Origin of the sequence: Mycobacterium sp. SMC-17 (genome assembly GCF_045310915.1) — a bacterium.
Taxonomy (GTDB): Bacteria; Actinomycetota; Actinomycetes; order Mycobacteriales; family Mycobacteriaceae; genus Mycobacterium.
This window is the reverse complement of sequence record NZ_JBJIAK010000010.1, coordinates 19,011-44,322: the sequence shown is the minus strand read 5'-3', so window position 1 is coordinate 44,322 and position 25,312 is coordinate 19,011. Positions and strand designations below refer to the sequence as shown.

24 protein-coding genes are annotated in these 25,312 nt (G+C 68.5%); 15 read left to right on the top strand and 9 right to left on the bottom strand.

The window, feature by feature from the left end; all coding sequences use genetic code 11:
• The first annotated feature begins 45 nt into the window (after positions 1 to 45).
• Positions 46 to 1,302 (top strand): alpha/beta hydrolase, encoded by a 1,257-nt coding sequence (locus ACJH7A_RS09200; protein ID WP_406775635.1) that lies wholly within the window; start codon positions 46 to 48, stop codon positions 1,300 to 1,302.
• On the opposite strand, the gene ACJH7A_RS09195 is transcribed toward ACJH7A_RS09200, so the two are convergent.
• Genes ACJH7A_RS09195 through ACJH7A_RS09180 form a run of 4 tightly spaced genes read right to left on the bottom strand, consistent with a single transcriptional unit; the run spans position 1,289 to position 6,673 of the window.
• A complete protein-coding gene (locus ACJH7A_RS09195) occupies positions 1,289 to 2,965 on the bottom strand; it encodes an ABC transporter family substrate-binding protein (RefSeq protein WP_406775634.1) in 1,677 nt (558 codons plus the stop codon). The genes ACJH7A_RS09200 and ACJH7A_RS09195 overlap by 14 nt on opposite strands.
• Positions 2,965 to 4,800, bottom strand: a complete 1,836-nt coding sequence (locus ACJH7A_RS09190) for an ABC transporter ATP-binding protein (RefSeq protein WP_212812560.1) — start codon at positions 4,798 to 4,800, stop codon at positions 2,965 to 2,967. Before ACJH7A_RS09190 ends, ACJH7A_RS09195 begins: the two co-directional genes overlap by 1 nt.
• The gene (locus ACJH7A_RS09185) at positions 4,797 to 5,702 is read right to left on the bottom strand and encodes an ABC transporter permease (protein WP_212812559.1); all 906 of its coding nucleotides are present in this window, start codon (positions 5,700 to 5,702) and stop codon (positions 4,797 to 4,799) included. Before ACJH7A_RS09185 ends, ACJH7A_RS09190 begins: the two co-directional genes overlap by 4 nt.
• Complete coding sequence (locus ACJH7A_RS09180) at positions 5,699 to 6,673, bottom strand: ABC transporter permease (RefSeq protein ID WP_212812558.1); 975 nt, start codon at positions 6,671 to 6,673, stop codon at positions 5,699 to 5,701. The genes ACJH7A_RS09185 and ACJH7A_RS09180 overlap by 4 nt, the downstream gene beginning before the upstream one ends.
• Before the next feature lie 223 nt (positions 6,674 to 6,896).
• Between ACJH7A_RS09180 and ACJH7A_RS09175 the strand changes: the two genes are divergently transcribed.
• The 7 genes from ACJH7A_RS09175 to ACJH7A_RS09145 all read left to right on the top strand — a co-directional run bounded on the left by ACJH7A_RS09175 (position 6,897) and on the right by ACJH7A_RS09145 (position 15,212).
• Entirely contained in the window at positions 6,897 to 7,142 is a 246-nt protein-coding gene (locus ACJH7A_RS09175; RefSeq protein WP_212812557.1) for a hypothetical protein, read from the top strand.
• A 186-nt stretch (positions 7,143 to 7,328) separates the two neighbouring features.
• Entirely contained in the window at positions 7,329 to 7,577 is a 249-nt protein-coding gene (locus tag ACJH7A_RS09170; protein ID WP_406801820.1) for a hypothetical protein, read from the top strand.
• Positions 7,578 to 7,703: 126 nt separating this feature from the next.
• Complete coding sequence (locus tag ACJH7A_RS09165) at positions 7,704 to 8,408, top strand: response regulator transcription factor (protein ID WP_212814924.1); 705 nt, start codon at positions 7,704 to 7,706, stop codon at positions 8,406 to 8,408.
• Complete coding sequence (locus ACJH7A_RS09160; protein ID WP_212812555.1) at positions 8,386 to 9,990, top strand: cell wall metabolism sensor histidine kinase WalK; 1,605 nt, start codon at positions 8,386 to 8,388, stop codon at positions 9,988 to 9,990. Before ACJH7A_RS09165 ends, ACJH7A_RS09160 begins: the two co-directional genes overlap by 23 nt.
• A 14-nt stretch (positions 9,991 to 10,004) precedes the next feature.
• Positions 10,005 to 11,903, top strand: coding sequence for a glycosyltransferase family 39 protein (locus ACJH7A_RS09155; protein WP_406775632.1), 1,899 nt, complete (start codon positions 10,005 to 10,007; stop codon positions 11,901 to 11,903).
• A gap of 94 nt (positions 11,904 to 11,997) precedes the next feature.
• Positions 11,998 to 13,254: a bifunctional glycosyltransferase family 2/GtrA family protein gene (locus ACJH7A_RS09150; RefSeq protein WP_212812553.1), complete on the top strand. Its 1,257-nt coding sequence runs from the start codon at positions 11,998 to 12,000 to the stop codon at positions 13,252 to 13,254.
• Positions 13,255 to 13,313: 59 nt separating this feature from the next.
• Positions 13,314 to 15,212 (top strand): glycosyltransferase family 39 protein, encoded by a 1,899-nt coding sequence (locus tag ACJH7A_RS09145; RefSeq protein ID WP_371824522.1) that lies wholly within the window; start codon positions 13,314 to 13,316, stop codon positions 15,210 to 15,212.
• A 91-nt stretch (positions 15,213 to 15,303) separates the two neighbouring features.
• On the opposite strand, the gene ACJH7A_RS09140 is transcribed toward ACJH7A_RS09145, so the two are convergent.
• Positions 15,304 to 15,717: a PaaI family thioesterase gene (locus tag ACJH7A_RS09140; protein ID WP_110772304.1), complete on the bottom strand. Its 414-nt coding sequence runs from the start codon at positions 15,715 to 15,717 to the stop codon at positions 15,304 to 15,306.
• Between the two features lie 243 nt (positions 15,718 to 15,960).
• Between ACJH7A_RS09140 and cysD the strand changes: the two genes are divergently transcribed.
• The 3 genes from cysD to ACJH7A_RS09125 are packed head-to-tail and all read left to right on the top strand — an operon-like array spanning position 15,961 to position 19,503.
• The gene (cysD, locus tag ACJH7A_RS09135; protein ID WP_212812552.1) at positions 15,961 to 16,911 is read left to right on the top strand and encodes a sulfate adenylyltransferase subunit CysD; all 951 of its coding nucleotides are present in this window, start codon (positions 15,961 to 15,963) and stop codon (positions 16,909 to 16,911) included.
• A gap of 1 nt (position 16,912) precedes the next feature.
• The gene (gene cysN / locus ACJH7A_RS09130; protein ID WP_346416910.1) at positions 16,913 to 18,760 is read left to right on the top strand and encodes a sulfate adenylyltransferase subunit CysN; all 1,848 of its coding nucleotides are present in this window, start codon (positions 16,913 to 16,915) and stop codon (positions 18,758 to 18,760) included.
• On the top strand, positions 18,757 to 19,503 hold the full coding sequence (locus ACJH7A_RS09125) for a 3'(2'),5'-bisphosphate nucleotidase CysQ (protein ID WP_346416909.1): 747 nt from the start codon (positions 18,757 to 18,759) through the stop codon (positions 19,501 to 19,503). The genes cysN and ACJH7A_RS09125 overlap by 4 nt, the downstream gene beginning before the upstream one ends.
• Positions 19,504 to 19,754: 251 nt before the next feature.
• On the opposite strand, the gene ACJH7A_RS09120 is transcribed toward ACJH7A_RS09125, so the two are convergent.
• On the bottom strand, positions 19,755 to 20,909 hold the full coding sequence (locus tag ACJH7A_RS09120; RefSeq protein ID WP_346416908.1) for a hypothetical protein: 1,155 nt from the start codon (positions 20,907 to 20,909) through the stop codon (positions 19,755 to 19,757).
• The gene (locus ACJH7A_RS09115; RefSeq protein WP_212812548.1) at positions 20,902 to 21,828 is read right to left on the bottom strand and encodes a metal-dependent hydrolase; all 927 of its coding nucleotides are present in this window, start codon (positions 21,826 to 21,828) and stop codon (positions 20,902 to 20,904) included. The genes ACJH7A_RS09120 and ACJH7A_RS09115 overlap by 8 nt, the downstream gene beginning before the upstream one ends.
• A gap of 109 nt (positions 21,829 to 21,937) precedes the next feature.
• On the opposite strand from ACJH7A_RS09115, the gene ACJH7A_RS09110 reads away from it, so the two are divergent.
• Positions 21,938 to 22,552, top strand: coding sequence for a TetR/AcrR family transcriptional regulator (locus ACJH7A_RS09110; RefSeq protein ID WP_318986551.1), 615 nt, complete (start codon positions 21,938 to 21,940; stop codon positions 22,550 to 22,552).
• Between the two features lie 45 nt (positions 22,553 to 22,597).
• The gene (locus ACJH7A_RS09105; protein WP_212812546.1) at positions 22,598 to 22,876 is read left to right on the top strand and encodes a hypothetical protein; all 279 of its coding nucleotides are present in this window, start codon (positions 22,598 to 22,600) and stop codon (positions 22,874 to 22,876) included.
• A 38-nt stretch (positions 22,877 to 22,914) separates the two neighbouring features.
• Here ACJH7A_RS09105 and ACJH7A_RS09100 read toward each other — a convergent pair whose 3' ends face one another.
• Positions 22,915 to 23,415 (bottom strand): hypothetical protein, encoded by a 501-nt coding sequence (locus ACJH7A_RS09100; RefSeq protein ID WP_346416904.1) that lies wholly within the window; start codon positions 23,413 to 23,415, stop codon positions 22,915 to 22,917.
• Positions 23,416 to 23,457: 42 nt separating this feature from the next.
• On the opposite strand from ACJH7A_RS09100, the gene ACJH7A_RS09095 reads away from it, so the two are divergent.
• Together ACJH7A_RS09095 and ACJH7A_RS09090 are read left to right on the top strand one after the other, a co-directional pair.
• The gene (locus ACJH7A_RS09095; RefSeq protein ID WP_406775631.1) at positions 23,458 to 24,054 is read left to right on the top strand and encodes a cysteine hydrolase family protein; all 597 of its coding nucleotides are present in this window, start codon (positions 23,458 to 23,460) and stop codon (positions 24,052 to 24,054) included.
• A 27-nt stretch (positions 24,055 to 24,081) separates the two neighbouring features.
• Positions 24,082 to 24,552 carry an RrF2 family transcriptional regulator gene (locus ACJH7A_RS09090; RefSeq protein WP_212812542.1) on the top strand — a complete coding sequence of 157 codons (471 nt, stop codon included), beginning with the start codon at positions 24,082 to 24,084 and terminating at the stop codon, positions 24,550 to 24,552.
• Positions 24,553 to 24,679: 127 nt separating this feature from the next.
• On the opposite strand, the gene ACJH7A_RS09085 is transcribed toward ACJH7A_RS09090, so the two are convergent.
• Positions 24,680 to 25,300, bottom strand: coding sequence for a TetR/AcrR family transcriptional regulator (locus ACJH7A_RS09085; protein WP_406775630.1), 621 nt, complete (start codon positions 25,298 to 25,300; stop codon positions 24,680 to 24,682).
• Between the last annotated feature and the right edge of the window lie 12 nt (positions 25,301 to 25,312).

Genomic DNA, 25,312 nt, shown 5'->3' with positions numbered 1-25,312 from the left:
ACGGCTTACGCTCGCGCCGAACCAAACGCGGCAGAATGAGTGTCGATGACCATGAACGCCAAGCGCCGCAAGGCGCACGACAAGCTCGCGGCGCTGCCGGGGGTACGGTCGGTGCGGCGGCCGGTCCGGCCAAGTGGCGCAGAGGAATTCGATCTGTTCTACGTGCGGACCGGGCCGCTCAGCGAGCATCCGCTGGTGATCATTCCGGGCGGGCCGGGTGCGGCGTCCATCGGGCACTACCGCAATTTGCGCCGCCGGGCGACGGCCGCCGGTCTGGACGTCATCATGGTCGAGCACCGCGGCGTCGGCATGTCCCGACACGATGACGCCGGCGCCGACCTGCCCACTGAGGCGCTGACCATCGAGGCCGCGGTCGACGACATCGCGGCGGTCCTGGACGACGCCGGCGTCGAGTCCGCGGTGATCTACGGCACGTCGTACGGCAGCTACCTGGCCGCCGGCGTCGGCGTGCGCCATCACGCCCGCGTGCATGCCATGGTGCTGGACTCACCGCTGCTGTGCGCCGACGACATCGACGCGGTGCGCGAGGCCACCCGGGCCGTGCTGTGGGACGGCACCGACCCGGCGACGGAGGGGCTCGCCAAGAGGGTGCGGGACCTGGCCGCCGACGGGCAGCTGACGCCCTGGGTGGTGCAACTGGCGACGGGTCTGTACGGCCTGGTCGGCCCGGAAGTGCTGGAGCAGCAGCTCGAGTTGCTGCTCACCGGACGCGGGCTGCTCTGGGGCGCCATCGGGCACAGCACCAAGCTGCTGTTCGAGAGCAAGACGCCGTACCGGCATGAGCCCGACCTGGTCGAGCACATCGGCTACCAGGAGCTCAACTATGCCCCCGAGCCCGACGGTCTGCCGCTCGACCCGGCGCTGGCGTACCGCGAATCGGCCACCGGCGACCCGGATTTCGTCGCCGAACCTTTCGACCTGGTGGCCGCGATGCCGGGATTCGACTGGCCCACCGTGGTGATCTCCGGCGGCCGGGACTTGATCACGCCGCCGGCCATCGCCCAGCGGGTCGCCGAACTGATTCCGGACGCTGTGCTGCTGGAACTGCCCAGCGCCGGACATAGCGTGCTCGACATGCGTGAGGGTGCGGCACTGACCATCGCCACTGCGGTGTGTGCCGGCGAATATGCGGAATTGCCGGACCGGGCAACGGAATTGGACAATATGCCGCCGGACTTCACGGTGCGCCTGATGGTCAAGGGCATCGCGACGGCCGCGGCCGCCGAGTCGCTGGTGCCGGCCGGGCTGCCGCGGGCCATCAGGCAGCTCAGGACTTGGTGAAGCCGATCGTCATGTAGTTCAGGTCGCCCAGGCCCGCAGGGCCGTAGTTGGCCAAAGTGCTTCGGACCGCCGCATTTCCGGGCGACTGGGCGAGCGGCAGACTGAACGTTTCGGCCCACAGCATGCGGTCCAGCTGGTTGGCCAGGGCCTGCGCCTTGACGGGATCGAGTTCGTCGAGCGTCTGCTCGATCTTGGCGTCGATCTCGGGCGTGCCGATCTTGCCGAAGTTGCTCTCGCCGCCCGAGGCATAGATCTGGGTCAGACCGCTCAAGGGGAAGGCGTCGCCCTGCCAGGCGAAGGCGGCGATATCGAAGTTACTCGGAATGATGTACTGGCTGAAGAAGTCTGCGCCGGAGGACACCACGAGTTCCAGCTTGACGCCGATATCGGCGAGGGTTTTCTGCGTCAGCTGCCCGATCTGCCGGCCGCTCGGGGCGTCGTAGAAGACGATCCGAACGTTCAACGGCTTGCCGTTTTTCTCCCGCACCGAGCGGCCGGCGGGCAGCTTCCAGCCCAGCGCGTCGAGTTCGCGCCGTGCCGCCTCCGGGTCGAAAGGCGTCCCGCCGCTGTTGTTCTGGTAGCCCGCCTGCCCCGCGACGTAGATGTGGTTGTTGAGTGGCACCGGGTTGTCCACCAGACCGTGCTGCAGGACGGTGACGATGGTCTTCCGGTCGATGCCCATGGCGATGGCGTGGCGCAGTGCGGGGTCGGCGAGCGGCGAGCCGGGCGCGCCGTTGAAGGTCAGGTGCGACCAGGTGGGTCCCGGCGCGGTGCGGATGTCGACGCCTTTGGTGCGTCGGGCGCGCACCATGTCGTCGATCGAGCCCAGCCCGGTGGCATCGATGGCGTTGTTCTGCAGCGCCGGGATACGAGCGGCGTCGTCGAGCACGAGGAACGTGATGCTGTCCAGCAGCGGCCGGGTGCCCCACCATTTCGGGTTGCGCGTCAGCGTGATTCGCTGCGCGCCGCGGTCGACGTTCGAGACGACGAACGGGCCGGCCGACGGCCCGGGCTTGTTCAGCTGTCCCTTGTTGAACACCTCGGGATCGGTCGTCGAGACCTTGGGCAGCAGCATGCCGTTGCCCGCGAACATGCCGCGCCAGTCGGCGTACGGGCGGGCGAACGTCATGACGGCCTGCCGGTCGTCGACGCCGCGGGTCACCGAGGCCACCCGCTCGCTGCCGTTGGGGCTCGCGATCTGGAACCGGGGGTCTTTGCCGGTCGTCGCGGTGACCTGGGCGGCGATGTCCTCCCAGGTGATCGGGGCGCCGTCGCTCCAGACGGCCTTGGGGTTGATGGTGTAGGTGACGACCTGCGGATTGGTGCCGGTGAGCTGGATGTCCGTGAAGTAGTCGTGGTTGACGGTGGTCGAACCGTCGGGTCCGACGATGAATGCCCGGGGCAGCGTGGGCCGCAGGATCGCGGCGGTGTCGACGGTGTTGCCGTCGATGTTCAGCGTGTTGAAGTTGTCCGGGAACGCGGTGAGCGCCAGCCGCAGATTGCCGCCTTCCCTCAGGGTCGCGGGGTCGTGTGGGTTGAGGTCGTTGGCCGCACCGAGTTTCGGTGCGCCGGCGCTGGACCCGCGGTACTCGCTCGAGCAGCCGGCCATCAGGGCGATCAGGGCGATGAGGGCCACCACCAGTTGACTGCGACGGGACGTCATCATTCCCCTCCCGGCTGCGGCACGGCATCGAGCAGCCGCTGGGTGTATGGGTCCTGCGGGGCGCTGAAAACCTGTGCGGCATCGCCCTGTTCGACGACGGCGCCCTTGTACATCACGGCCACGGTGTGGGCCAGGTGGCGGACCACCGAAAGGTCATGCGAGACAAACAGATACGACAGGTCGAAGCGCTCTTGCAGGTCCAATAGCAGGTTGATGATGCCGGCCTGGATCGAGACGTCCAGCGCCGACACCGGTTCGTCGAGCGCCAGAATCTTGGGCTGACGCGCCAGGGCCCGGGCGATGCCGATGCGCTGCTTCTGGCCACCGGAGAACTCGGCAGGGTAACGGGCGGCGTCCTCGTGCCGCAGCCCGACGATGCCGAGCAGTTCGGTGACGCGGTCGTCGATCCGGTTCTTGTCGAAACCGCCGACCCGCAAGGGTTCCGACAGCACATCGAACACCGGAAGCCGCGGATCCAGCGCCGCCACGGGATCCTGGAACACCACCTGCAGGTCGCCGCGTAGCTCGCGGCGCGTGTCGCGGGTCAGGCCGGCCACATCCTGGCCGAGCACCGTGATCGAACCCGACTGCGGCGCGGTCAGATTCAGGATCTGGTGCAGCGTGGTGGTCTTGCCGGAGCCCGATTCACCGACGATGCCCAGGGTCCGGCCCTGCCGCAGCTGCAGGCTGACGCCGTCGACGGCACGCAGCTCGCCGACGTTGCGCCGCAGCAACCCGCCACTGAGCTTGAACGTCTTGACGAGGTCGTTGACCGCGAGCACCACCGGCCGCTCGGCGCCGTCATCCGCGACGACCTCGGGTTCGGTTGCCACCCCGTAGATTTCGGCTGCGCTGCGGCCGGTCACCTGGTCGGTGTGGATGCAGGCGGCGGCCTGTCCGGGCGCGACCTCCAGCAGCGCGGGTTCGGCCGCCCGGCAGTCGTCGTCGGCCAGCGGGCAGCGGGGCGCGAAGGGGCAACCCGGCGGGAGTGCCGCCATCGACGGCGGCGCGCCGGGAATGGGCACCAACCGCGAGCCCTGCGGTGCGTCGAGCCGGGGCACCGAGCCCAGCAGGCCGACCGTGTACGGCATCACCCGGTCGCGGTACAGGTTCGCCACCGGCGCGGTCTCGACCGCCCGGCCGGCGTACATCACCATTGCGCGGTCGGCGAATTCGGCGACGACACCGAGATCGTGCGTGATCATCAGCACCCCGGCGCCGGTGACGTCGCGGGCAGTGCGCAGCACGTCGAGGATCTGCGCCTGCACGGTGACATCGAGCGCCGTGGTGGGTTCGTCGCAGATGATGAGATCGGGGTCATTGGCGATCGCGGTGGCGATGACGACGCGTTGGCGCTCACCGCCGGACAGCTCGTGCGGGAACGCGCGGGCGCGGGCCGCGGGCTGCTTGATGCCGACCAACTCCAGCAGTTCGACCGCCCGGCCGCGCGCGGCCCGCCGGCCCATCGAACGGTCGTGCACGCGAAGGGCTTCGGCGATCTGGTCGCCGACGGTGTACACGGGCGTGAGCGCCGACATCGGGTCCTGGAACACCGTGCCGATCACCCGGCCGCGTACCTGGGACATCGCGTCGTCATCGAGCCCGACGAGCTGCTTGCCCTGCAGTTTCACCGAACCGGTCACCTGGGCGTGCTCGGGCAGCAGCCCCACCACCGCCATGGCGGTCGCGGACTTCCCGGCGCCGGACTCACCGACCAAGGCCAGCACCTCGCCGGGCGCGATGTGAAAGTTCATGCCGCGCACGGCCGAGACGTCCTCGTCAGACGTCTGGAAGGTGACGGTGAGGTCGCGGACCGCGAGCAGCGGCGCGCTCATCGCTTCACCACCCGCCGCCGACGGGGCCGGGCCGAGGGATCGAGCGCGTCGCGCAAGCCGTCGCCGATCAGGTTGGCGCACAGCACGATCAGCACCAGGACGCCGGCCGGGAACAGGAACACCCAGGGGAACGTGGTGACCGACGGGGTGCCGTCGGCGATCAACGTGCCCAGGGACACGTCGGGCGGCTGCACCCCGAAACCCAGGTAACTCAAACCGGTTTCGGCCAGGATCGCGATGCCGACGTTGAGGGTGGTGTCGATGATCAGAATGGACGCCACGTTGGGCACGATGTGCCGGGCGATGATCCGGGCGTGGCTGACACCCATATACCGTGCGGCCGTGACGAACTCGCGTTCGCGCAGGCTCATGGTCAGACCGCGCACCATGCGCGAGCTGATCATCCACGAGAACGCCGCCAGCAGGACCACCAGCCACAGCACCGTGCTCTGGTGCCGGATGCGAGGCGTGACGATCGCGATCAGGATGAAACCGGGGATCACGAGCAGCAGGTCGACGACCCACATCAGCACCCGGTCGCGCCAGCCACCGAAGTAGCCCGCCACCGAGCCGACCGTCGCGGCGATCACCGTCGAGATCACGGCGACACAGACGCCGATCAGCATCGACTTCTGCATGCCGCGCAACGTCTGCGCGAACACGTCCTGGCCGAGGGCATTGGTGCCGAACAGATGCCGGCCGTCGGGAGGCTGCAGCAGCGCGTCGAAGTCCATGTCGGTGTACGAGTAGGGGAGCAGCGGCGGCAGGGCGTAGCAGCCAACGAACAGCGCCACCAGCAGCACCAGCGACACCACCGCGGGGCGGTTGCGGACGAAGCGCCGCGCCACCAAGGTGCGGCGCGATGCGAAGCGGGCGCGCGGCAGCCCGAACTGGACGCTCATGAGACCCGCACCCGGGGGTCGAGGGCGGCGTAGACGACGTCGGACAGCAGGCCGCCGATCAGGATCGTCGTCCCGGAGAACAGGGTGAACGCGGCGACGATGTTGGCGTCCTGGCCGTTGATGCCCTGCACCATCCATTCACCCATGCCGTGCCAGCCGAAGATCTTCTCGACGAACACCGCACCGGTGACCAGGCCCGCGACGCCGTAGGCGAACAGCGTGGCCATCGGGATCAGCGCGGTGCGCAGGCCGTGCTTGAAGAGCGCCTGGCGCCGGGTCAGGCCCTTGGCGCGGGCGGTCCGGATGAAGTCCTGGCCGAGTACGTCGAGCATCGCGTTGCGCTGGTAGCGGCTGTATCCGGCGATGGCGCCGAGGGCCAGGGTGGCGGTCGGCAGCACCAGGTGCTGCAGCCGGTCGACGAATCCGTGCCAACCGCCGGCCGCGTAGGGCGAGGTCTCGCCCGTGTACTGGAACAACTGGAAGCCCAGCACCTCGTTGACGCCGAGCGCGCCGAGAATCAGCATGTTCGCGATGACGAACGTCGGGGCGCTGAGAATCAGCAGCGCCAGCACGGTGATGGTGCGGTCGGAGAAGCGGTACTGCCGGATGGCGCCCCACGCCCCGATGATCACACCGATGATGGAGCCCAGGATCGACCCGATGGCCACCAGCCGCAGGCTGGTCCACACCCGTCGTCCCAGTTCTTCTGAAACCGGTTGCCCGGTAACGGTTTTCCCGAAGTCCCCATGTACCGCGCCGGACACCCAGTTGGCGTAGCGCGGCAGCAGTGGCTTGTCGAGACCCAGGTCGTGGGCCTTGGCGTCGATGACGGATTGCGGTGGCCGCGGGTTGCGCTGCAGCAGGCTGTCCAGCGGGTGGAAGGTCACCGACGTCAGCGCGAAGGTCAGGAACGTCGCCAGCGTCAACAGGATCGCGTAGTTGACCAATCGGCGGATCAGGAACCGCGTCATGGGTTGCTCGCTGGAAACCGCATCTGGACAGGTTAAGAGATCCCGGCGCGCTAGCGCGGGATTGGCACCTGATGGCCGCCGCCCTGTTCCCGGGCTGGTGACCCGACCAGTTCTGATTCTGTGGAATACCTGACGGCCGAGACGACTTGAAATGTTTGACCGGCTGCGGGCCCCAACGGTGTGGCGAAATCGTGGCGGATCGCGTCTAGGTGGGAGACCCGCGATGAGTCAAAACAAGCATTCTGAAATCAACAAGAAGTGGGCCGCCGGCGTCATCGCCGGGAGCATGGCTGTCTGTGCGATGGCCGTGGCGTTTGTCGGGGCGCAGGCGCAAACTCTGCAATCGACATCGGCCAACGGCACCTCGGTCAGTTCGGTCGTCAGCGCCACGACGGTCGGGCCGATCGTCAGCGCCGCGCCGGCCATCACCGGACCCGCTCCGCTGTACCCGGGGCAGGATCCGGGCTGATGAGGTCTGGGTCGTGGCGGACAGGCCTCCGCCGCGGCCCAAACTCCCGCGCTGCGGCTATGCAGGCGAACTGCCAGAAGCGATTCAGTGTGTTGCCAGATTGGCGGCGTTGACTCGAAGGCATGAAAGGCCGCGCCCCGACGGTGCGGCGCAGCGCAGTGGTCCCAAGTACACGGGAGGCAGACCATGAGTCGACCAGAGACTTCTGGCATCACCTTGAAATGGGCAATCGGCATCATCGGTGGAAGCGCGGCACTAGGCGCCGCGGCGGTATGTGCCGGGGTGCTGGCGGGCCCCTCCGGGACGACGTCGGCCAACAGCACGTTGATCACGTCGACCAGCACGACCGCACCGGTCACCTTTGCGGCGCCGTCGATCACGGGCAAGGCTCCGCTGTGGGCCGGGCAGTCGCCGGACACCAACCCCCAGGGTTAGCCACTCGGCCCAATTCACAGCTCGCGCATAGATTCGCCACAGTCGCGCCCCACACCGGTGCGAATAATGGAATCTGTGACAGGTCCCAGCAGCACCGCCCGTGACAGTGAAGCCCCGCGTGTCGTCATGCACCGGGCCGACGGCAAGCCGATCAGCGTCCTCGTGGTCGACGACGAGCCCGTCCTCGCCGAGCTCGTGTCCATGGCACTGCGGTATGAGGGCTGGGACATCGCCACGGCCGGCGACGGCGCGACGGCGATCGCGCTGGCCAAGGACAACCCGCCCGACGTGGTGGTGCTGGACGTCATGCTGCCCGACATGAGCGGGCTCGATGTGCTGCGCAAGCTGCGCGAACAGATCCCGGGCCTGCCCCTGCTGCTGCTGACCGCGAAGGATTCGGTCGAGGACCGCATCGCCGGCCTGACCGCGGGCGGCGACGACTACGTGACCAAACCGTTCAGCATCGAGGAAGTGGTGCTGCGGCTGCGCGCGCTGCTGCGCCGCACCGGTGTGGCGAATGAGGCCGGTGACGCGCAGATCGTCGTCGGCGACCTGGTGCTCGACGAGGACAGTCACGAGGTGACGCGCGCCGGCGAACAGATCACCTTGACCGCTACCGAGTTCGAACTGCTGCGGTACATGATGCGCAACTCCAAGCGGGTGCTGAGCAAGGCCCAGATTCTCGACCGCGTGTGGAGCTACGACTTCGGCGGCCGCTCCAACATCGTCGAACTCTACGTGTCGTACCTGCGCAAGAAGATCGACAGTGGCCGCGAGCCCATGATCCACACGCTGCGCGGCGCCGGATATGTCCTCCGACCCGCTCGCTGAGGCCGGCACGCGCATCTGGCAGCCGCGCACCTGGTCGCTGCGGGTGCGGCTGCTGGTCACCCAGGTTCTGCTGCTGGCGCTGGTCATCGTCGGCGTCGGCGCCGCGACCGAGTTTGCGCTGCAGCGCTTTCTGCTGCATCAGCTGGACGACCAGGTGCTGGAGGCGGGCCGGCGCTCGGCCGCCATTTTCGAGCTGCCACCGCCGCCCATGGCGCCGCCGTTGACCGGTGGGGTGCCGCGGCCGTCGATGGATCCGCATTTCCGGATGCGCTTCGACCCCGAAGCCGGCCCCGGTCCCGGCTTCCTCAACGCGCCCGGACAGGCCGTCGGCACCATCGGAGCGGTGGTGTTCCGTGGCCAGGTCGACGCCGGTGTCATCACCTCCGAGGGCAGTCGTGACTCGGTGACCACCACGGCCACAGCACAATTGGCGCAGGTGCGACCGGATCGGAAGATCCGCACCATGGACATCGACGGTGTCGGAACGTACCGGGTCATCGGCCTGCATCCCCGGCACGGCGGTCCGCAGACCATCGTCACCGGCCTGCCCACCCGGCACGTCGACAACACGCTGTTGTGGGTGCTCGGCATGTTCTGTGCGGTGGGCGCGCTGGCGCTGATCGGGGCGACGGTGGTCGGGGTGTGGATCATCCGCCGCCAACTCGCCCCGCTGTCACGGGTTTCCGCGGCCGCGCGCGATGTCGCCGACCGGGAACTGGACCGCGGTGAAGTCCAGTTGCCGACGGAGATCGTGCACGTCGATCCCGTCGCCGCGCACACCGAGGTCGGCCAGCTGGGTTCGGCGCTCAACCGCATGCTGGACCGCATCGCCGGCGCGCTCGCAGCCCGTCATGCCAGTGAGACGCGGGTGCGCCAGTTCGTGGCCGACGCCAGTCATGAACTCCGCACGCCGCTCGCCGCAATCCGGGGCTATACCGAACTGGCGCAACGCAAGAGCGACGAACTGCCCGCCGATGTCGCGCACGCCATGAACCGCGTCGAATCCGAGACGGTCCGGATGACCCGACTTGTCGAGGACATGCTGCTGCTGGCCCGTCTCGATGCCGGCCGGCCGCTGGAGATGGAGGACGTCGACCTGTCCCAGCTGGTCGTGGACGCGGTCAGCGACGCCCACGTCGCCGGCCCCGACCACAACTGGTCGCTGGATCTGCCGGAGGAACCCGTCACCATCGAGGGCGATCCGGCGCGGCTGCACCAGGTGCTGGTGAACCTGCTGGCGAATGCGCGCACGCACACGCCGGCGGGTACGTCGGTGACCATCGCGCTGTCCGCCGATGCGGACGCCACGGTGATCAGCGTCGCCGACGACGGCCCGGGGATTCCAAAGACGTTGCAGCCCGAGGTGTTCGAGCGGTTCGCCCGTGGCGACTCGTCGCGGTCCCGGCAGGCCGGCAGCACCGGCCTGGGGCTGGCCATCGTCGCCGCGGTCGTGAAAGCGCACGGCGGCACCATCAGCGTCGACAGCCGACCCGGCGCGACGGTCTTCACCGTGCGCCTGCCCGCGGGCCCGGCGGCCGCAGGCTCACAGCCGCTGCACAGCATTGCCTCGACGTCCGCCTAATCAACGCTCCCACAATGAGACTGGTGACTCGCGAACTACGCCGCCGCCCGCTCGGCGAACAACTCCAGCTCGGACTCCTGCTGGCGGGTACCGCTGTGTTGTACCTGTGGAACCTGTCGGTGAGTGGGTGGGCCAACAGCTTCTATTCAGCGGCCGCGCAGGCCGGTGCCAGTGACTGGACCGCAATGTTGTTCGGCGCCAGCGACTCCGGCAATGCCATCACCGTCGACAAGACTCCCGGCGCGCTGTGGGTGATGGACCTGTCGGTGCGGCTGTTCGGGCTCAGCTCCTGGAGCATCCTGGTGCCGCAGGCCCTGATGGGTGTGACGGCGGTGGCGGTGCTGTATGCCGCGGTGCGCCGCGCCGCCGGGCCGGCCGCCGCCCTGCTGGCCGGTGTGGTGTTCGCGCTGACACCGGTGGCCACCTTGATGTTCCGGTTCAACAATCCCGACGCGCTGCTGGTCCTGCTGCTGGTGATCGGTGCCTACTGCGTGCAGCGTGCCTGCGAAGAGGACGCGGGCCGTTGGTGGTTGGTCGCCGCCGGGGTGGCCGCGGGGTTCGCGTTCCTGGCCAAGATGCTGCAGGCGTTCCTGGTGCTGCCGGCCTTCGCGGCCGCGTACCTGGTCGCCGGGCCGTCTCCGGTGCGTACCCGGCTGTGGCGGCTGCTCGGCGGCACCGCCGCGATGGTCGTCTCCGGCGGTTGGTACCTGGCGCTGGTCGAGCTGTGGCCGGCCGCGTCGCGCCCGTATGTCGGCGGATCGCAACATGATTCGATCATCGAACTGGCACTGGGCTACAACGGTGTGGGCCGGCTGAACGGGAACGAGCCCGGTGGCCTGGGCAACCCGAACTTCGATGTCGGCTGGGACCGGCTAATCGGCGCCAGCATGGGCAGCTACGCCGGTTGGCTGCTGCCCGCGGCACTGATCTGTCTGGTCGCGGGACTGGTACTCACGCGGCGCGCCCCGCGGACCGATGCGACGCGGGGCGCCCTGATCCTGTGGGGCGGGTGGCTGGTGCTCACCGCCGCGGTGTTCAGCTTCGCGAACGGCATCGTGCACCAGTACTACACGGTCGCGCTGGCGCCGGCCATCGGCGCGTGCGTGGGTATCGGATCGGTTCTGTTGTGGCGCAACCGCACTGCGTTGGTGGCCCGGCTGACCATGGCCGGCACCGTGGTGGCCACGGCGGCGGTGGCGGCGATACTGCTGGGTCGCGCTGACATCAGCTGGTTGCGGACCTCGGTGCTGATCGTGGGCGCCGTCGCCGCACTGCTGTTGCTGGCGCCGCCGCGATTCGGCCCCGCACGCCTGGTGGTGGCCGTCACGGTCCTGGTGTCCCTAGCGGCACCCACTGCGTATTCGATTGCCACCGCTGGTGTTTCGCATACCGGGGCGATGCCGTCCGTGAGCGGGCCCGGCGGACACGGTTCGGGGTGGGGGCCGCCTCCTCCCGGGCGCATGAAGGCCCGGGGCCCCGCCGGTGGGCCGGGTCGTGCGATGGGCGCTCCGCCGCAAGGCTTCCGGCCGGGCGGCGGGCTCTTCGAGTCTCCCAAGCCCAGCGCTGCCGTCAGCGCACTGCTGAGCGCCGACGCCGCGAACTACCGCTGGGCGGCCGCCGTCATCGGCTCCACCAACGCCGCCGGCTACCAGCTGGCGGCCCGCGTCCCGGTCATGGCGATCGGCGGCTTCAACGGCACCGACCCCGCGCCCACGCTCGCGCAGTTCCAGCAGTACGTCGCCGCCGCACAGATTCACTACTTCGTCGAAGGCGACATCAACATGGGCTGGGGACACCACGGCCAGGACGATGACAAGCAGGAATCGCGGCAGATCGCCACCTGGGTCAGCGCACACTTCACCGCCACCACTGTGGACAACACCGTCGTCTACGACCTGACCCGGCCGCGCTGATCCCGCGGTGCGGGCGGTCGGCGGCTCGAAACACATAGCTGGCCCATAGCTTCAGCCCATGGCGGCCTAAAGCTGCGGTCCAAAAATCAATGTCATGACGAACCTGGTCGAGCGCGACGCCGAGCAACGCTTCACTACGCGCCCAAATGCCGCCCTCGCCGCACGCGCTGCCGGCGTCCCGGTGCTGGACATCGTGGTGCCCGTCTACAACGAGCAGGTCGCGCTGCCCGGCTGCATCCGCCGCCTGCACCGCCACCTGGAAGAGCACGTCCCGTACCCGGTGCAGATCACCATCGCCGACAACGCCAGCATCGACGCCACCCCACAGGTTGCCGCCGAGCTGGCCCTCGAGTTCGACAACGTCCGCGTCGTGCGGCTCGAGCTCAAGGGCCGCGGCCGCGCGCTGCACGAGGTGTGGTCGCACTCGCAGTCCCCGGTGCTCGTCTACATGGACGTCGATCTCTCCACCGACCTGGCGGCCCTCGGCCCGCTGGTGGCCCCGTTGATCTCGGGCCACTCGGACCTGGCCATCGGCACCCGGCTCGCCCGGTCTTCCCGCGTCGTGCGCGGGCCGAAGCGGGAGTTCATCTCGCGCTGCTACAACCTGATCCTGCGCGGGGCACTGTCGGCCAAGTTCTCCGACGCCCAGTGCGGCTTCAAGGCCATCCGGGCCGACGTGGCCCAGGCGCTGCTGCCGCTCGTCGAGGACACCGGCTGGTTCTTCGACACCGAGCTGCTCGTGCTGGCCGAGCGCACGGGACTGCGCATCCACGAGGTCCCCGTCGACTGGGTCGACGACCCCGACAGCCGCGTGGACATCATCGCGACCGCGGCCGCCGACCTCAAGGGCGTCGGCCGCCTGCTGCGCGGCTTCGCCAACGGCAGCATCCCGGTGAACACGATTGCCGCCCAGCTGGGTTCGTCGACCAAGGCGGCCGCGCCCGGCTCGCTGCTGCGTCAGGTCGTCCGCTTCGGGACCATCGGCGTCGCCTCGACGCTGGCCTACCTGTTGCTGTTCATGATGATGCACACCGCGCTCGGCGCGCAGACCGCCAACCTGATCGCCCTGCTGCTCACCGCGATCGTCAACACCACCGCCAACCGGCGGTTCACGTTCGGCGTCCGCGGTGGGGGAGCGGCGAGTGCGACCCGGCACCAGTTCGAGGGATTGATCGTCTTCGGTATCGCCCTGACCATCACCAGCGGGGCGCTGGCCGGGCTGCACGTGTTCGCGCCGCACGCCCACCATCTCCTCGAGCTGAGCGTGCTGGTGGCCGCCAACCTGGTTGCCACCGCAGTGCGGTTCGTGCTGCTGCGCGGTTGGGTGTTCCACCCGCGGCGTCAGAGCTAGAGCGTCCACCCAGTGCGCGAATTGACCTGCCTACCAACCGCTTCAGAGGAGACCCGCTCGTGATCGCCACCGCGCCTGCCAAGGCTCACCTGCCGAAGGCTCGCCGCCGCCCGGCCGTGTGGGGACGCCCGGTCTGGGAACGGACCGCGCTGCTGACACTGCTGGCCGGGACGGCCGTGCTGTACCTGTGGGCGCTCGGCTCGTCGGGCTGGGCCAACTCGTACTACGCCGCCGCGGCCCAGGCCGGCACCCAGAACTGGGAGGCGCTGCTGTTCGGATCGTTCGATGCCGGCAACGCGATCACGGTCGACAAGCCGCCGGCCGCCCTGTGGCTGATGGGCCTGTCCGGCCGGCTGTTCGGATTCAGCGCGTTCAGCATGCTGCTGCCGCAGGCCCTCATGGGTGTGGCGTCGGTCGGGATGCTGTACGCGACGGTCCGTCGCACCAGCGGCGCGGCCGCCGGACTGCTGGCCGGTCTGGTGCTGGCGGTGACTCCCGTTGCGGCCCTGATGTTCCGGTTCAACAACCCCGACGCGCTGCTCGTGCTGCTGCTGATCAGCGCGGCCTACTGCACGGTGCGGGCCATCCAGTCCGCCGAATTCGCCGTGTCCGCGCGGTGGATGACGCTGACGGGCGTCATCGTCGGCTTCGCCTTCCTGACCAAGATGCTGCAGGCCTTCCTGCCGGTACCGGGTCTGGCCCTGGCATTCCTCGTCGCCGCGCCGTTCAGCGTGGGACGCCGGATCAGCGCGCTGCTGATGTCCGGTGTGGCCGTGGTGGTTTCGGCCGGGTGGTACATCGCGCTGGTCAGCCTGTGGCCGGCCGACGCCCGTCCATACATCGCCGGGTCGACCGACAACAGCCTGCTGCAGTTGGCGTTGGGCTACAACGGCATCGAGCGGATCACCGGCGGTGACCGTCCCAGCGGCGGCCCAGGCGGCCCCGGCGGCGGCATGCGGGACAACCTTTTCTTCGGCGGCCACGCCGGCATCACCCGGCTCTTCGGCCCGTCGATGGGCGTCGAGGTGTCGTGGTTGCTGCCCGCGGCGTTGCTCGGTCTCGTGCTGCTGTTGTGGACCAGTCGCCGCGCCGCGCGGACCGACCTGGCACGCGCGGGTGTATTGCTCTGGGGCGGTTGGCTTCTGGTGACCGGTGCGGTGTTCAGCTTCATGGACGGCACGGTGCACCCGTACTACAACGTCGCGCTCGCCCCTGCGGTCGCCGCGTTGGCCGGCATGGTGGTCGCGCAGCTGTGGCAGCGCCGGGAGACGTTGTCGGCACGGCTGTTGCTCGCACTAATCTTGGTCGTTTCGGCCGGGTGGGCGTTCGCGCTGCTGTCCCGCACCCCGGACTGGATGCCCGCCCTGCGGTGGACCATCGCGGTGGTGGCGGTCCTGGCGGCGGTGGCCGTCGTGGCGGTCGGGGCGCGCTCCGGACGGGTCACGGCCGTCGTCGCCGGTATCGCGGTCGCCGCGGCCCTGGCCGGGTCGGCGTCGTTCACGATCTACAACGTGGCCGCGGCCCACAGCAGTGGCCCCGGCTCGATGTCAGGTCCGCCGCGGCCCGGCGGTGATTCGTGGCCGGGTGGTGGCCCGGGTGGTCCGCACCGCGACGGCCCCAACGCCGAACTCGAGAACCTGATCCGCGGTGCCGACAACCGTTGGGCCGCAGCGACGGTCGGGTCCTTCCAGGCCGGCGATCTGGAGTTGAGCACCGGCAAGTCGTTGATGGCGATCGGCGGATTCTCCGGCGGGGACAACGCGCCGACCCTGGCGCAGTTCCAGCGGTACGTGGAGGACGGCCAGATCCACTACTTCATCGCCGGCGATCACAAGGGGCCCGGCGGCCCCCGGCGTGAGCGGGGTAGTGCCGCCGAGATCACCGCATGGGTGACGGGGCACTTCGCCAAGCTCGACGTCGGTGGCGCGACGGTCTACGACCTCGAGGCGCCCCACTGATCGGAGCACGCGTCTATGCCTCGGATTGCAGTCAGCAGGTGACTGCGATCCGAGGCATTGCGTTTCGTTGGCCTCGATCGGGCGGCCTCGCTCAGCCGATCTTGTACGTGCCGACGGCCTTGGCCACCGGGTCGCCGCCCGGTGTCTCGATCTCGACCTCGCAGTGCACCAAGGACTTTCCGCGGTGCAGCACGCGCCCGACACCGATCAGGTCGGTCGACCGGGCGGGCGCCAGGTACTGGACCGACATCGAGATCGTCACCCCGCGAAGCGATTCGGGTTCGCGTTCGGTCGACCACGCCGCCGCCATGACCGTGACATCGGCCAGTGCGGCGATGGCGCCGCCGTGCACCATGTCGGCCAGCGTGGTGTTGGTCGGGTCCCACGGCATCCGCAACCGGACCTCCGGGGCGTCGAGTGCTTCGGCGACGATGCCCAGCTTGGCGACGAGCGGTGACTGCGGGATGAACTGCGCCATGACCTCGGCGCCGGTACTCGGGCTCATGTCATGGAAGTCTGCGCGCGGCGGGTAGTCGGTTCAATTACCTGGCAGGTAGTGATGGCGACCCGGCGTGAAGCGTGGGGTGGGGTGCTCCTTCGGGCAGAGACGGCGATCGGGAAGCCGGCAGCCGCCGGCGGCGTTGTTCCACCTGATCTCGGTGGTTACAACCGTTGACACTGCGCCACCGGGCACGTAAATTCCGACCATGGTTCTTAACTTGACCAGTTCTACCAACTTTACGGGGAAATGATGACCGTCACTCCCGACGCCGCCGAGGCGTCCAAGGTGGACCAGCGGGCCGCCAAATACGAATTGAGCCATCTGCGATCGCTGGAGGCCGAGGCCATCCACATCATCCGCGAGGTCGCCGCGGAGTTCGAGCGGCCGGTGCTGCTGTTCTCCGGTGGCAAGGACTCGATCGTGATGCTGCACCTGGCCATCAAGGCGTTCGCGCCGGGCCGCCTGCCGTTCCCCGTCATGCACGTCGACACGGGCCACAACTTCGAAGAGGTCATCGCCACCCGCGACGCCCTGGTCGAGAAGTACAACCTGCGCCTGGTCGTGGCCAGCGTGCAGGACGACATCGACGCCGGACGCGTCGTCGACAACGGTCCCTCGCGTAACCCGCTGCAGACTGTGTCGCTGCTGCGCGGCATCCGCGAGAACAAGTTCGACGCCGCCTTCGGTGGCGCCCGGCGCGACGAGGAGAAGGCCCGCGCCAAGGAGCGTGTCTTCAGCTTCCGCGACGAGTTCGGCCAGTGGGACCCCAAGAACCAGCGCCCCGAGCTGTGGAACCTGTACAACGGCCGGCACCGCAAGGGCGAGCACATCCGCGTCTTCCCGCTGTCGAACTGGACCGAGTACGACATCTGGGCCTACATCGGCGCCGAGGAGATCGCGCTGCCGAGCATCTACTACGCGCACGAGCGCCAGGTCTTCGAGCGCGACGGCATGCTGCTGGCCGTGCACGAATACCTGAAGCCGAACGACGACGAGCCGGTCATCACCAAGACCGTCCGGTTCCGCACCGTCGGTGACGTCACCTGCACCGGTTGCGTCGAGTCGGAGGCTTCGACCGTCGAGGAAGTCATCGCCGAGACCGCGGTGTCCCGACTGACCGAGCGCGGCGCGACCCGCGCAGACGACCGGATTTCTGAGGCCGGCATGGAAGACCGTAAGCGGGAAGGCTACTTCTGATATGGCAACGTTGCTTCGTATCGCCACTGCTGGCTCCGTCGATGACGGCAAGTCCACGCTGATCGGCCGGCTGCTCTATGACAGTAAGGCCGTCATGGAGGACCAGCTGGCCGCCGTCGAGCGCACCTCCAAGGAACGCGGCCACGGCTACACCGACCTCGCACTGGTCACCGACGGCCTGCGCGCCGAGCGGGAACAGGGCATCACCATCGATGTCGCCTACCGCTACTTCGCCACGGCCAAGCGGAAATTCATCATCGCCGACACCCCGGGTCACATCCAGTACACCCGCAACATGGTCACCGGCACCTCGACGGCGCAGCTGGCCATCGTGCTGGTCGACGCCCGCCACGGGCTGCTGGAGCAGTCGCGCCGGCACGCCTTCCTGGCCTCGCTGCTCGGCATCCAGCACATCGTGCTGGCGGTCAACAAGATGGACCTGATCGATTGGGACCGTGAGCGTTTCGAGAAGATCCGCGACGACTTCCACGAGTTCGTGGCCCGCCTGGACATCCAGGACGTCACCACCATCCCGCTGTCGGCGCTGGCCGGCGACAACGTGGTGACCAAGTCGGACAAGACGCCGTGGTACGAGGGTCCGTCGCTGCTGAGCCACCTCGAAGAGGTGTACATCGCCGGTGACCGCAACCTCATGGACGTCCGCTTCCCGGTGCAGTACGTCATCCGCCCGCAGACCCACGAGCACGCCGACCACCGCAGCTACGCGGGCACCATCGCCAGTGGCGTCATGCGCCCCGGCGACGAGATCGTCGTTCTCCCAACGGGAAAGACCAGCACCATCACCGCGATCGACGGCCCCACCGGGCCGCTCGAGGAGGCCTTCGCGCCCATGGCGGTATCGGTGAGTCTGGCCGACGACATCGACATCTCGCGCGGCGACATGATCGCTCGTGTGCACAACCAGCCGCACACCACGCAGGAATTCGACGCCACCGTGTGCTGGATGTCCGACGACGCGAGCCTCGAGCCGGGCCGGGACTACATCATCAAGCACACCACCCGCACCACGCGGGCCCGGGTTTCGGACCTGGACTACCGGCTGGACGTCAACACCCTGCACCGCGACAAGAGCGCAACGGCGTTGAAGCTCAACGAACTCGGCCGCGTCACGCTGCGCACGCAGCAGCCGCTGCTGCTCGACGAGTACTCGCGCAACGCCGTGACGGGCTCGTTCATCCTGATCGACCCGGACACCAACGGCACCGTCGCCGCGGGCATGGTGCGTGACACCACGCCGGCGGCCAACCGGTCGGCCAGCCCGAACGCGGTGCGGCACGCCAACCTCGTCACGGCCGAGGACCGGTTGTCGAAGGGCAGCACGGTGTGGTTCACCGGCTTGTCCGGCTCGGGTAAGTCGTCGGTCGCCATGCTGGTGGAGCGCAAGCTGCTCGAATTGGGACGTCCCGCATACGTTCTCGACGGCGACAACCTGCGCCACGGGCTGAACTCGGACCTGGGCTTCTCCATGGCCGACCGCTCGGAGAACCTGCGCCGCCTGGCCCACATCGCCACGCTGCTGGCCGACTCCGGCCAGATCGTGCTGGTGCCGGCGATCAGCCCGCTGGAAGAGCACCGTGAGTTGGCGCGAAAGGTCCACACGGACCAGGGATTCGAGTTCTTCGAGGTGTTCATGGACACCCCGCTGGCCGACTGCGAGGCCCGCGATCCCAAGGGGCTCTACGCCAAGGCGCGTGCCGGTGAGATCACGCACTTCACCGGTATCGACAGCCCGTACCAGCGGCCGAAGAACCCGGACCTGGCGCTGGTGCCGGGTGATCTGGATGCTCAGGCGCAGCGCGTCGTCGACATGCTGGTGGCGCCGCGATGACCGATCACGAGGTTGCCGAGCGGCTGGCCACCCGCGCGGGTGACCTGCTGCTGGACGTGCGGGCCGAGTTCGCCACGGCCGACGCTTCCGAGCGGAAAGCGGCGGGGGACAAGCGCTCTCACGAGTTCCTGATGACGGAGCTCGCACGCTTGCGTCCCAATGACGCGGTGCTCTCGGAGGAGGCGACGGAGGAGGAACGGGCCAACAGCGCCCGCCTGACCTCCGACCGGGTGTGGATCATCGACCCGCTCGATGGCACCCGCGAGTTCTCCGAGCTGGACCGTGACGACTGGGCCGTGCACGTGGCGCTGTGGGAATCCGGCGAGCTGGTCGCCGGCGCCGTGGCGCTGCCCGCGCAGAACACCACGCTGCACACGCCCGAGGTGGCCGCGCCCTTCGCGGTCGACGGTCCGCCGCGCATCGTGGTGTCCCGCACCCGCCCGCCGGCCATCGCGCTCGCGGTGCGTGACGCCCTTGACGGAGTCCTGGTCGAAATGGGCTCGGCCGGAGCCAAAGTCGCGGCCGTGATCCAGGGCCGGGCCGACGTCTACGTCCACGCCGGTGGTCAGTTCGAGTGGGACTCCGCCGCGCCGGTCGCGGTGGCCCGCGCTGCCGGCCTGCACACCTCGCGGATCGACGGTTCGCCGCTGGTCTACAACCGCGAGGACCCGAAGCTGCCCGACCTGGTGGTGTGCCGGCCGGAACTGGCCGAGCGGGTGCTGGCGATCACCGCGACGCAGTAGCTCTCGCGACATCGACGAAAATGGCTGTGGGGACGCATGTTCCCACAGCCATTTCGCGCATCTCGGACGACTGCGTCCAGCCATGCAGACTCCGTAGCGGGAAAAATCCCTCAGTGCAGCCGAAGTGGTGATGTGCCGATGGTTATTGAAGCCAGGGACTGTTGACGGCCCGAAAACGTCCCTGGCTTCAACAATGACAGTCGAGAGTGCCTCGTGATTGAAGCTACGGATTTCTCTTGGGGCCTATCGAGCTACGCCGACGCGGTAACCGGCAGCGGCGCATTGGCTTTCGCTGGTGCAACGGTGCGAACCGCGACGAGGCAGGCGATCGCGATCGCAAAGCACGCCGCCGTGTACCACAGGCTGCCGATCGGATCCCCGTGCGCGGTAACGCCGTTGACCGCGCCGAAGTAGGCGGGCAGGGCACTGAGCCAGAGCGCCGCCATGACGACCAGGTAGGCGACGGCGTAGCCGATCAGCCATGGCGGGCTCACGTAGCGCGGTTCGGTCGGGCTGGCGACGGTGCCGCGCAGCCGGCGCCATTGCGTCACCAGCGCCCAGACCGCCACGGCGCACACCGCCACGAGTTCCGCCGCGTAGGCAATACCGCCCGCGGTGCTGCTGCCGGTGACGCCGCCGATCACGGTCGCGGGCAGCGGCAGGATCGCGGTACCCAGTGAAGCCAACACCCCGGCAACCACAGTGCGCCAGACGATTTCGAAACCGGTGAAGCGGCGGCCCCGATCAGCGTGCCGGCCCACGAAGAACTGCACACAGAGCGCCAGCGACATCGGCCACAGCGCGGCGAAGACGACGACGCTGGGCAGCGGTACGGAGTCGAACATCGGCTGGTTCATCGGGTTGTGCACCGACCATTCCCACCACCGCAGCTGCGGGCCCAGATGGTCGAAGATCTCGTAGAACGCGTGGTGGACGAACCCGACGCAGACGGCGCCGACCAGGGTGCCGTACCGCCGGAAAACCCCTAGGCTGCGCACGATTTCGAAGGCGACGGTCGCCATCATCGGGTAGATCGCGACGATGTACAGCGGCAGCCGGCCCCACAGGAAGTCCAACGTGAACACGTTGTGCGCGAACATGGTGTCGACGCGGTCGGCGATGCCGAAGGCTGCGGGGAAGTACAGCGGCGGCTCGATGATCAGCAGGTAGGCGACGGCGCCGAACCACAGGGCGATGTTGGTGGCGTCACCGTGGCGGCGCAGCCGGATGATCGCGTAGACCAGGGTCAGCACCGCGCCGGTGATCACCGTCAACTCCAGGACCGGCAGGGTCCAGTTCTCCAGCTGCAGGGGATTGCGGACCTCGAGCAGGCCGCCGGCCGTGTCGCAGGAAAAGCCAAGGCGCCCGGCGAGATCGGCGAACGTCGGGGAACACAGGTCAGACATGGGCGCTCTGCTTTCCGGCGGTGTACCAGTGGGTGACGTCGTAGCCGGCGTCGTAGCGATCGAACCATTCGGCCGCGAGTGCGGGCAGCTTCTCGTGCTCCGGGTTGTGGCCCGGAATCTGGCTGCGGACGATGCCTGACAGCGCCACCAATTGCTCGCGGACCGGCAGGTCGTGGAACGCGCTCGTGAACGGCCCGAAGTCCGGGATGCGGCCCAGCTTCTTCAGGATCGTGTTCTTGCGGCGCTCGAGCGCGAACGCCGACAGCGCGTCGACCTTGCGGACTTCCAGCGGCAGATGCTTGTTGAACCCGTTGCACGCCATCCGCACGCAATCCATCACGTGCTTGAAGATCGACGGCGCCACCCGCATGCGGTACCACGGATCGTCGACCAGGCCGTTGTAGATGATGAGCGCCGAGCTCCGGTGCTCGACCTCTTCGACGAAGTGCCACAAGAACAGTGACGCGACGCGGTCGTCGCCTGGCGCGAACAACGTGTCGTCGTGGTCGAGCATCAATTTGAAGACCGGCGTGAACGTCGCCTCCAGGTCGGCGGTGTAGGCCAGCCGATATTTGAGGGGCTTGTTGGCGACGAGGTCGTCGAACGCGGCGATCACCTCGTCGAGGGTCTCCTTGAGCTCCGGGTGGGCCTTGATGAGGCCGCGCGCATGGGCCCGGTGGGCCATCGAATGCTGCCCCTCCTGGCGGACGAAGGCGTCGGCCTCTTCGGCGATCACCGGGTCGGTCAGCAGTGGCTTGGCCTCGGCCATGGTGCTGACGATCATCTTCTCGAACGCAATCGCCAAGAAGGACACGGCATTTGCCATTGCGGAGAACGCGGGGTTGGTCTCGTTCCAGAGGAAGGGCACGGGGTGGTCCGCGAAAGCGAACCGCATCTTGCGGACCTGGAGATCGGTCACTGGGCACCTCGATCAGTAATCATACAAACTATGTCGCCTGTGTATGGTTACAGTGTTGGCGAACATCCGTCAATGCCCGGCGCGGTGCCGGCCGTGTACCGTCCGGCGGATGGCACGCAAACGTCGCGGTTGGGGAGGGGAGCCGCCCGCCGATGACGACGAGGCGACCCGCCGCATCGTCGCCGCGGCAGTCGAGCTGCTCGCGACCACGGGCACCGCGATCACGATCGCCGACGTCGCCGAATCGCTCGGCGTCATCCGCCAGACGGTGTACCGGTACTTCCCGACGGCCGACGAGTTGATGCGCGCCGCCGCCATCGCCTCGGTCGCAGGCTTTTTGGATCAGCTCAGCGAGCACGTGCGGGGGATTCACGATCCCGCCGACGCGATGACCGAAGGCGTGCTCTACACACTCGACGCCGTGGCCCGGACACCGCACCTCGGCATCCTGATGTCGGCGCCGTACGTCAGCGCGCACAGCAGTGACATGGCGTCTGCCGAGGCGCAGGACTTCGGCATGCAGATGATCACCCGGTTCGACGTCGACTGGGCGAGCTACGGATACGACGACGCGGCGCTGCGCGAGCTGGTCGAATTCACGCTGCGCATCATGCTGTCCTACTTCCTCGCGCCGGCAGGGGACGGGCGCACTCCCGACGAGTTGCGGGCGTTCATCCGGCGGTGGCTGGGCGCGGCGATCCTGGGGCAGGAATCGGCCCGCTGATCGATCGGTGGCGATAACAGCCGGTCAGGGCTAGTTTGTGTTCGTATGCGTACTCATCTGTCCACTCGTCGTCTGATGGCCGCGGCCGGCGGCGCCGCCCTCCTTGCCATGGGCGTGCTCACCGCGGGCTGTAGCAACAACGGCGGGCAGTCGCCGTCGACCACCACCACAACGACGACGACCTCGTCGCCGTCTCCATCGGCGACGCCGACGGAGAAGAGCATCAGCCCCACCGGAGGCAACCTGTTCAGTCCGGCTGTCACCGCGCCGGGCGCACCGAGCGTCGCACCCGGTCTGCATCCGGGTCTCAACGGCAACAACTAGCCTCGGGCGGGGGACGTCGAAAGCGATTCCCGCCGAAGCTAATTCGTCGGCAGGGTGGGCGGCCCGGCCGGCGCCGGATCGTTGCCGACGTTCGGGCACGCGACTTTGAGCTGGTGCACGAGCGTCGTCATCGGGTGGTATCCATCCATGAAGGTCTGGTCGGGACGCCAGTCCGGTGGGGCACTCGGCCTGCCCCGACTGACCATGTCGAGTTTGTCTGCCAGTGCGGTTACCTTGTCACGCAAGGTCATATCGGTGATCGAGGCCGCGTCACTGCGCACTGCGGCCGCCGCGGTGGCAGAGTCACGGGCAATGGCGGCGGCATCGGCGGAGCGGGTCAGTCCGAACTGAATGGCGGGCAAAGCCTCTGACCAATGCCGCACTGCTTGGTCGACCTGCCGGCAGTCGGCGCTGGCCTCTTGCTGCGGCGGTGCACTCGAACTGTCCGCTTTGTTGATGGCGATGAGAACCAAGATCGGCACGGTGACAGCCAGCAGCGCCAGCAGGATCTTCGGCCTCGACCAGTCCGGTAGCCCCACCAATTCAGCCTAACTGCCACCGCACGCCACTAGGCTCACAACATGACTCGCCCCACCCTGCGTGAATTGTCCAGCCTGCCTGTCGAACCGGTCGGCCTCGCGGACTCGACCCTGGTTCTGATCGACTGCCAGAACACCTACACGCAAGGGGTGATGGAGCTCGAGGGTGTGCAGGACGCTCTCGATGAGACTGCCGCACTGCTCGACCGTGCCCGCACGGCCGGCATCCCCGTCATCCACATCCAGCACGACGATGGGCCGGGCTCGCTGTACGACATCGGGGGCGAGTCCGGTGCGATCGTCGACCGGGTGGCGCCGCGCGGCGACGAGCCGGTGATCGTCAAGCAGTTCCCGAACTCGTTCGTGCAGACCGATCTCGATGAGCGGCTCAAGGCGTTGGGCGCGTCGAACCTGGTGCTCGCCGGCTTCATGACGCACATGTGCGTGAATTCCACCGCCCGTGGCGCGTTCAGCCTCGGGTACGCGCCGACGGTCGTGGCCGCCGCGACGGCGACGCGCACCCTGGCCGGGCCCGACGGTCAGGCGGTGCCGGCCGCGGCGCTGCAGGCGGCGAGCCTCGCCGGCCTGGCCGATCTGGTGGCGGTGGTCGCGCCCAACGTCGCAGCTATTCCGGACTAATCCGGCCCGGAATGGCATGATTGGCTGATGCGGATGTCAGCCAAGGCGGAGTACGCCGTCCGCGCCATGGTCGAACTGGCCGCCGCCGACGCCGGTGCGCTGGTCAAGACCGAGGACCTGGCCAAGGCGCAGGGCATCCCCGCGCAGTTCCTGGTCGACATCCTGACCAACCTGCGCACCGACCGTCTGGTGCGCAGCCACCGCGGCCGCGACGGCGGCTACGAGCTGGCCCGGCCGGCCGCGGACATCAGCATCGCCGACGTCCTGCGTTGCATCGACGGCCCGCTGGCGAGCGTCCGCGACATCGGACTCGGCGATCTGCCGTACTCCGGGCCGACGGCCGCCCTCACCGATGTGTGGCGCGCCCTGCGCGCCAGCATGCGCTCGGTGCTGGAACAGACCAGCCTCGCCGACGTGGCCACGGGCAAGCTTCCAGACCACGTCAGCACGCTGGCAGGTGACTACCGCACCCAGGAAGCCCGCCGCGGCCACAGCTAGCCCCCATTTACAACTAGCCCTCATTGCCGCTACAGCTAGTCCTCATTGCCGCGAGCGGCCGTGTTTGTACGCCGACACACCGTGATTCGCGTGCAGTTACGTCGCGCTCGCGGCGGATGAGCGGCCGCTACCTGCCCGCCGCCGCGATGCCCGCGATCAGCATCCGCAGCCCGCCGTCGAAGTCGTCCTCGACCGACACGGTCGCGGCCACCTCGGACAGTGCGGCGATGTGCGGGTACCGGACTCCGGCTGCCGACCCGATCCGGGCCGCAGTCTCGGCGGCGTCGCCCGAGAACGGCCCGGCCAGCTGGGCCTGAGCCGAGCCGGTCACCAATCCCAGCACCGCGTGAAACGCGGACAGCCTGGCAGCGTCGGACAGGCCGGCCCGCTCGAGCGCGCCGACGAGCGCGTCGGCGGCAGCGAACCCCGTGGCCGACGCCATTCGCCGGGTCAGGACGAGGGGGATGGCGGCCGGGTGGGCCCGCACGCCGCGCCACACCGCGGACGCCGTTGCATGGACATCAGCGGCCCAGTCGTCGGTGGGTTCGGGCACCTCGATCCCGGCGGACACCGCGGCGACGACGAGTTCTTCCAGGCCCTCTTTGTCGGCGACGTAGTTGTACATCGTCATCGGCCCCGTGCCGAGTGCCGCGGCCAGGGACCGCATGCTGAGCGCCGCCAAACCGGATTCGTCGACGATTCGCAGTGCAGCGGAAGCGATTTCGTCCGTGGTGAACCGTGCGCGCATGAGCACCCCCTT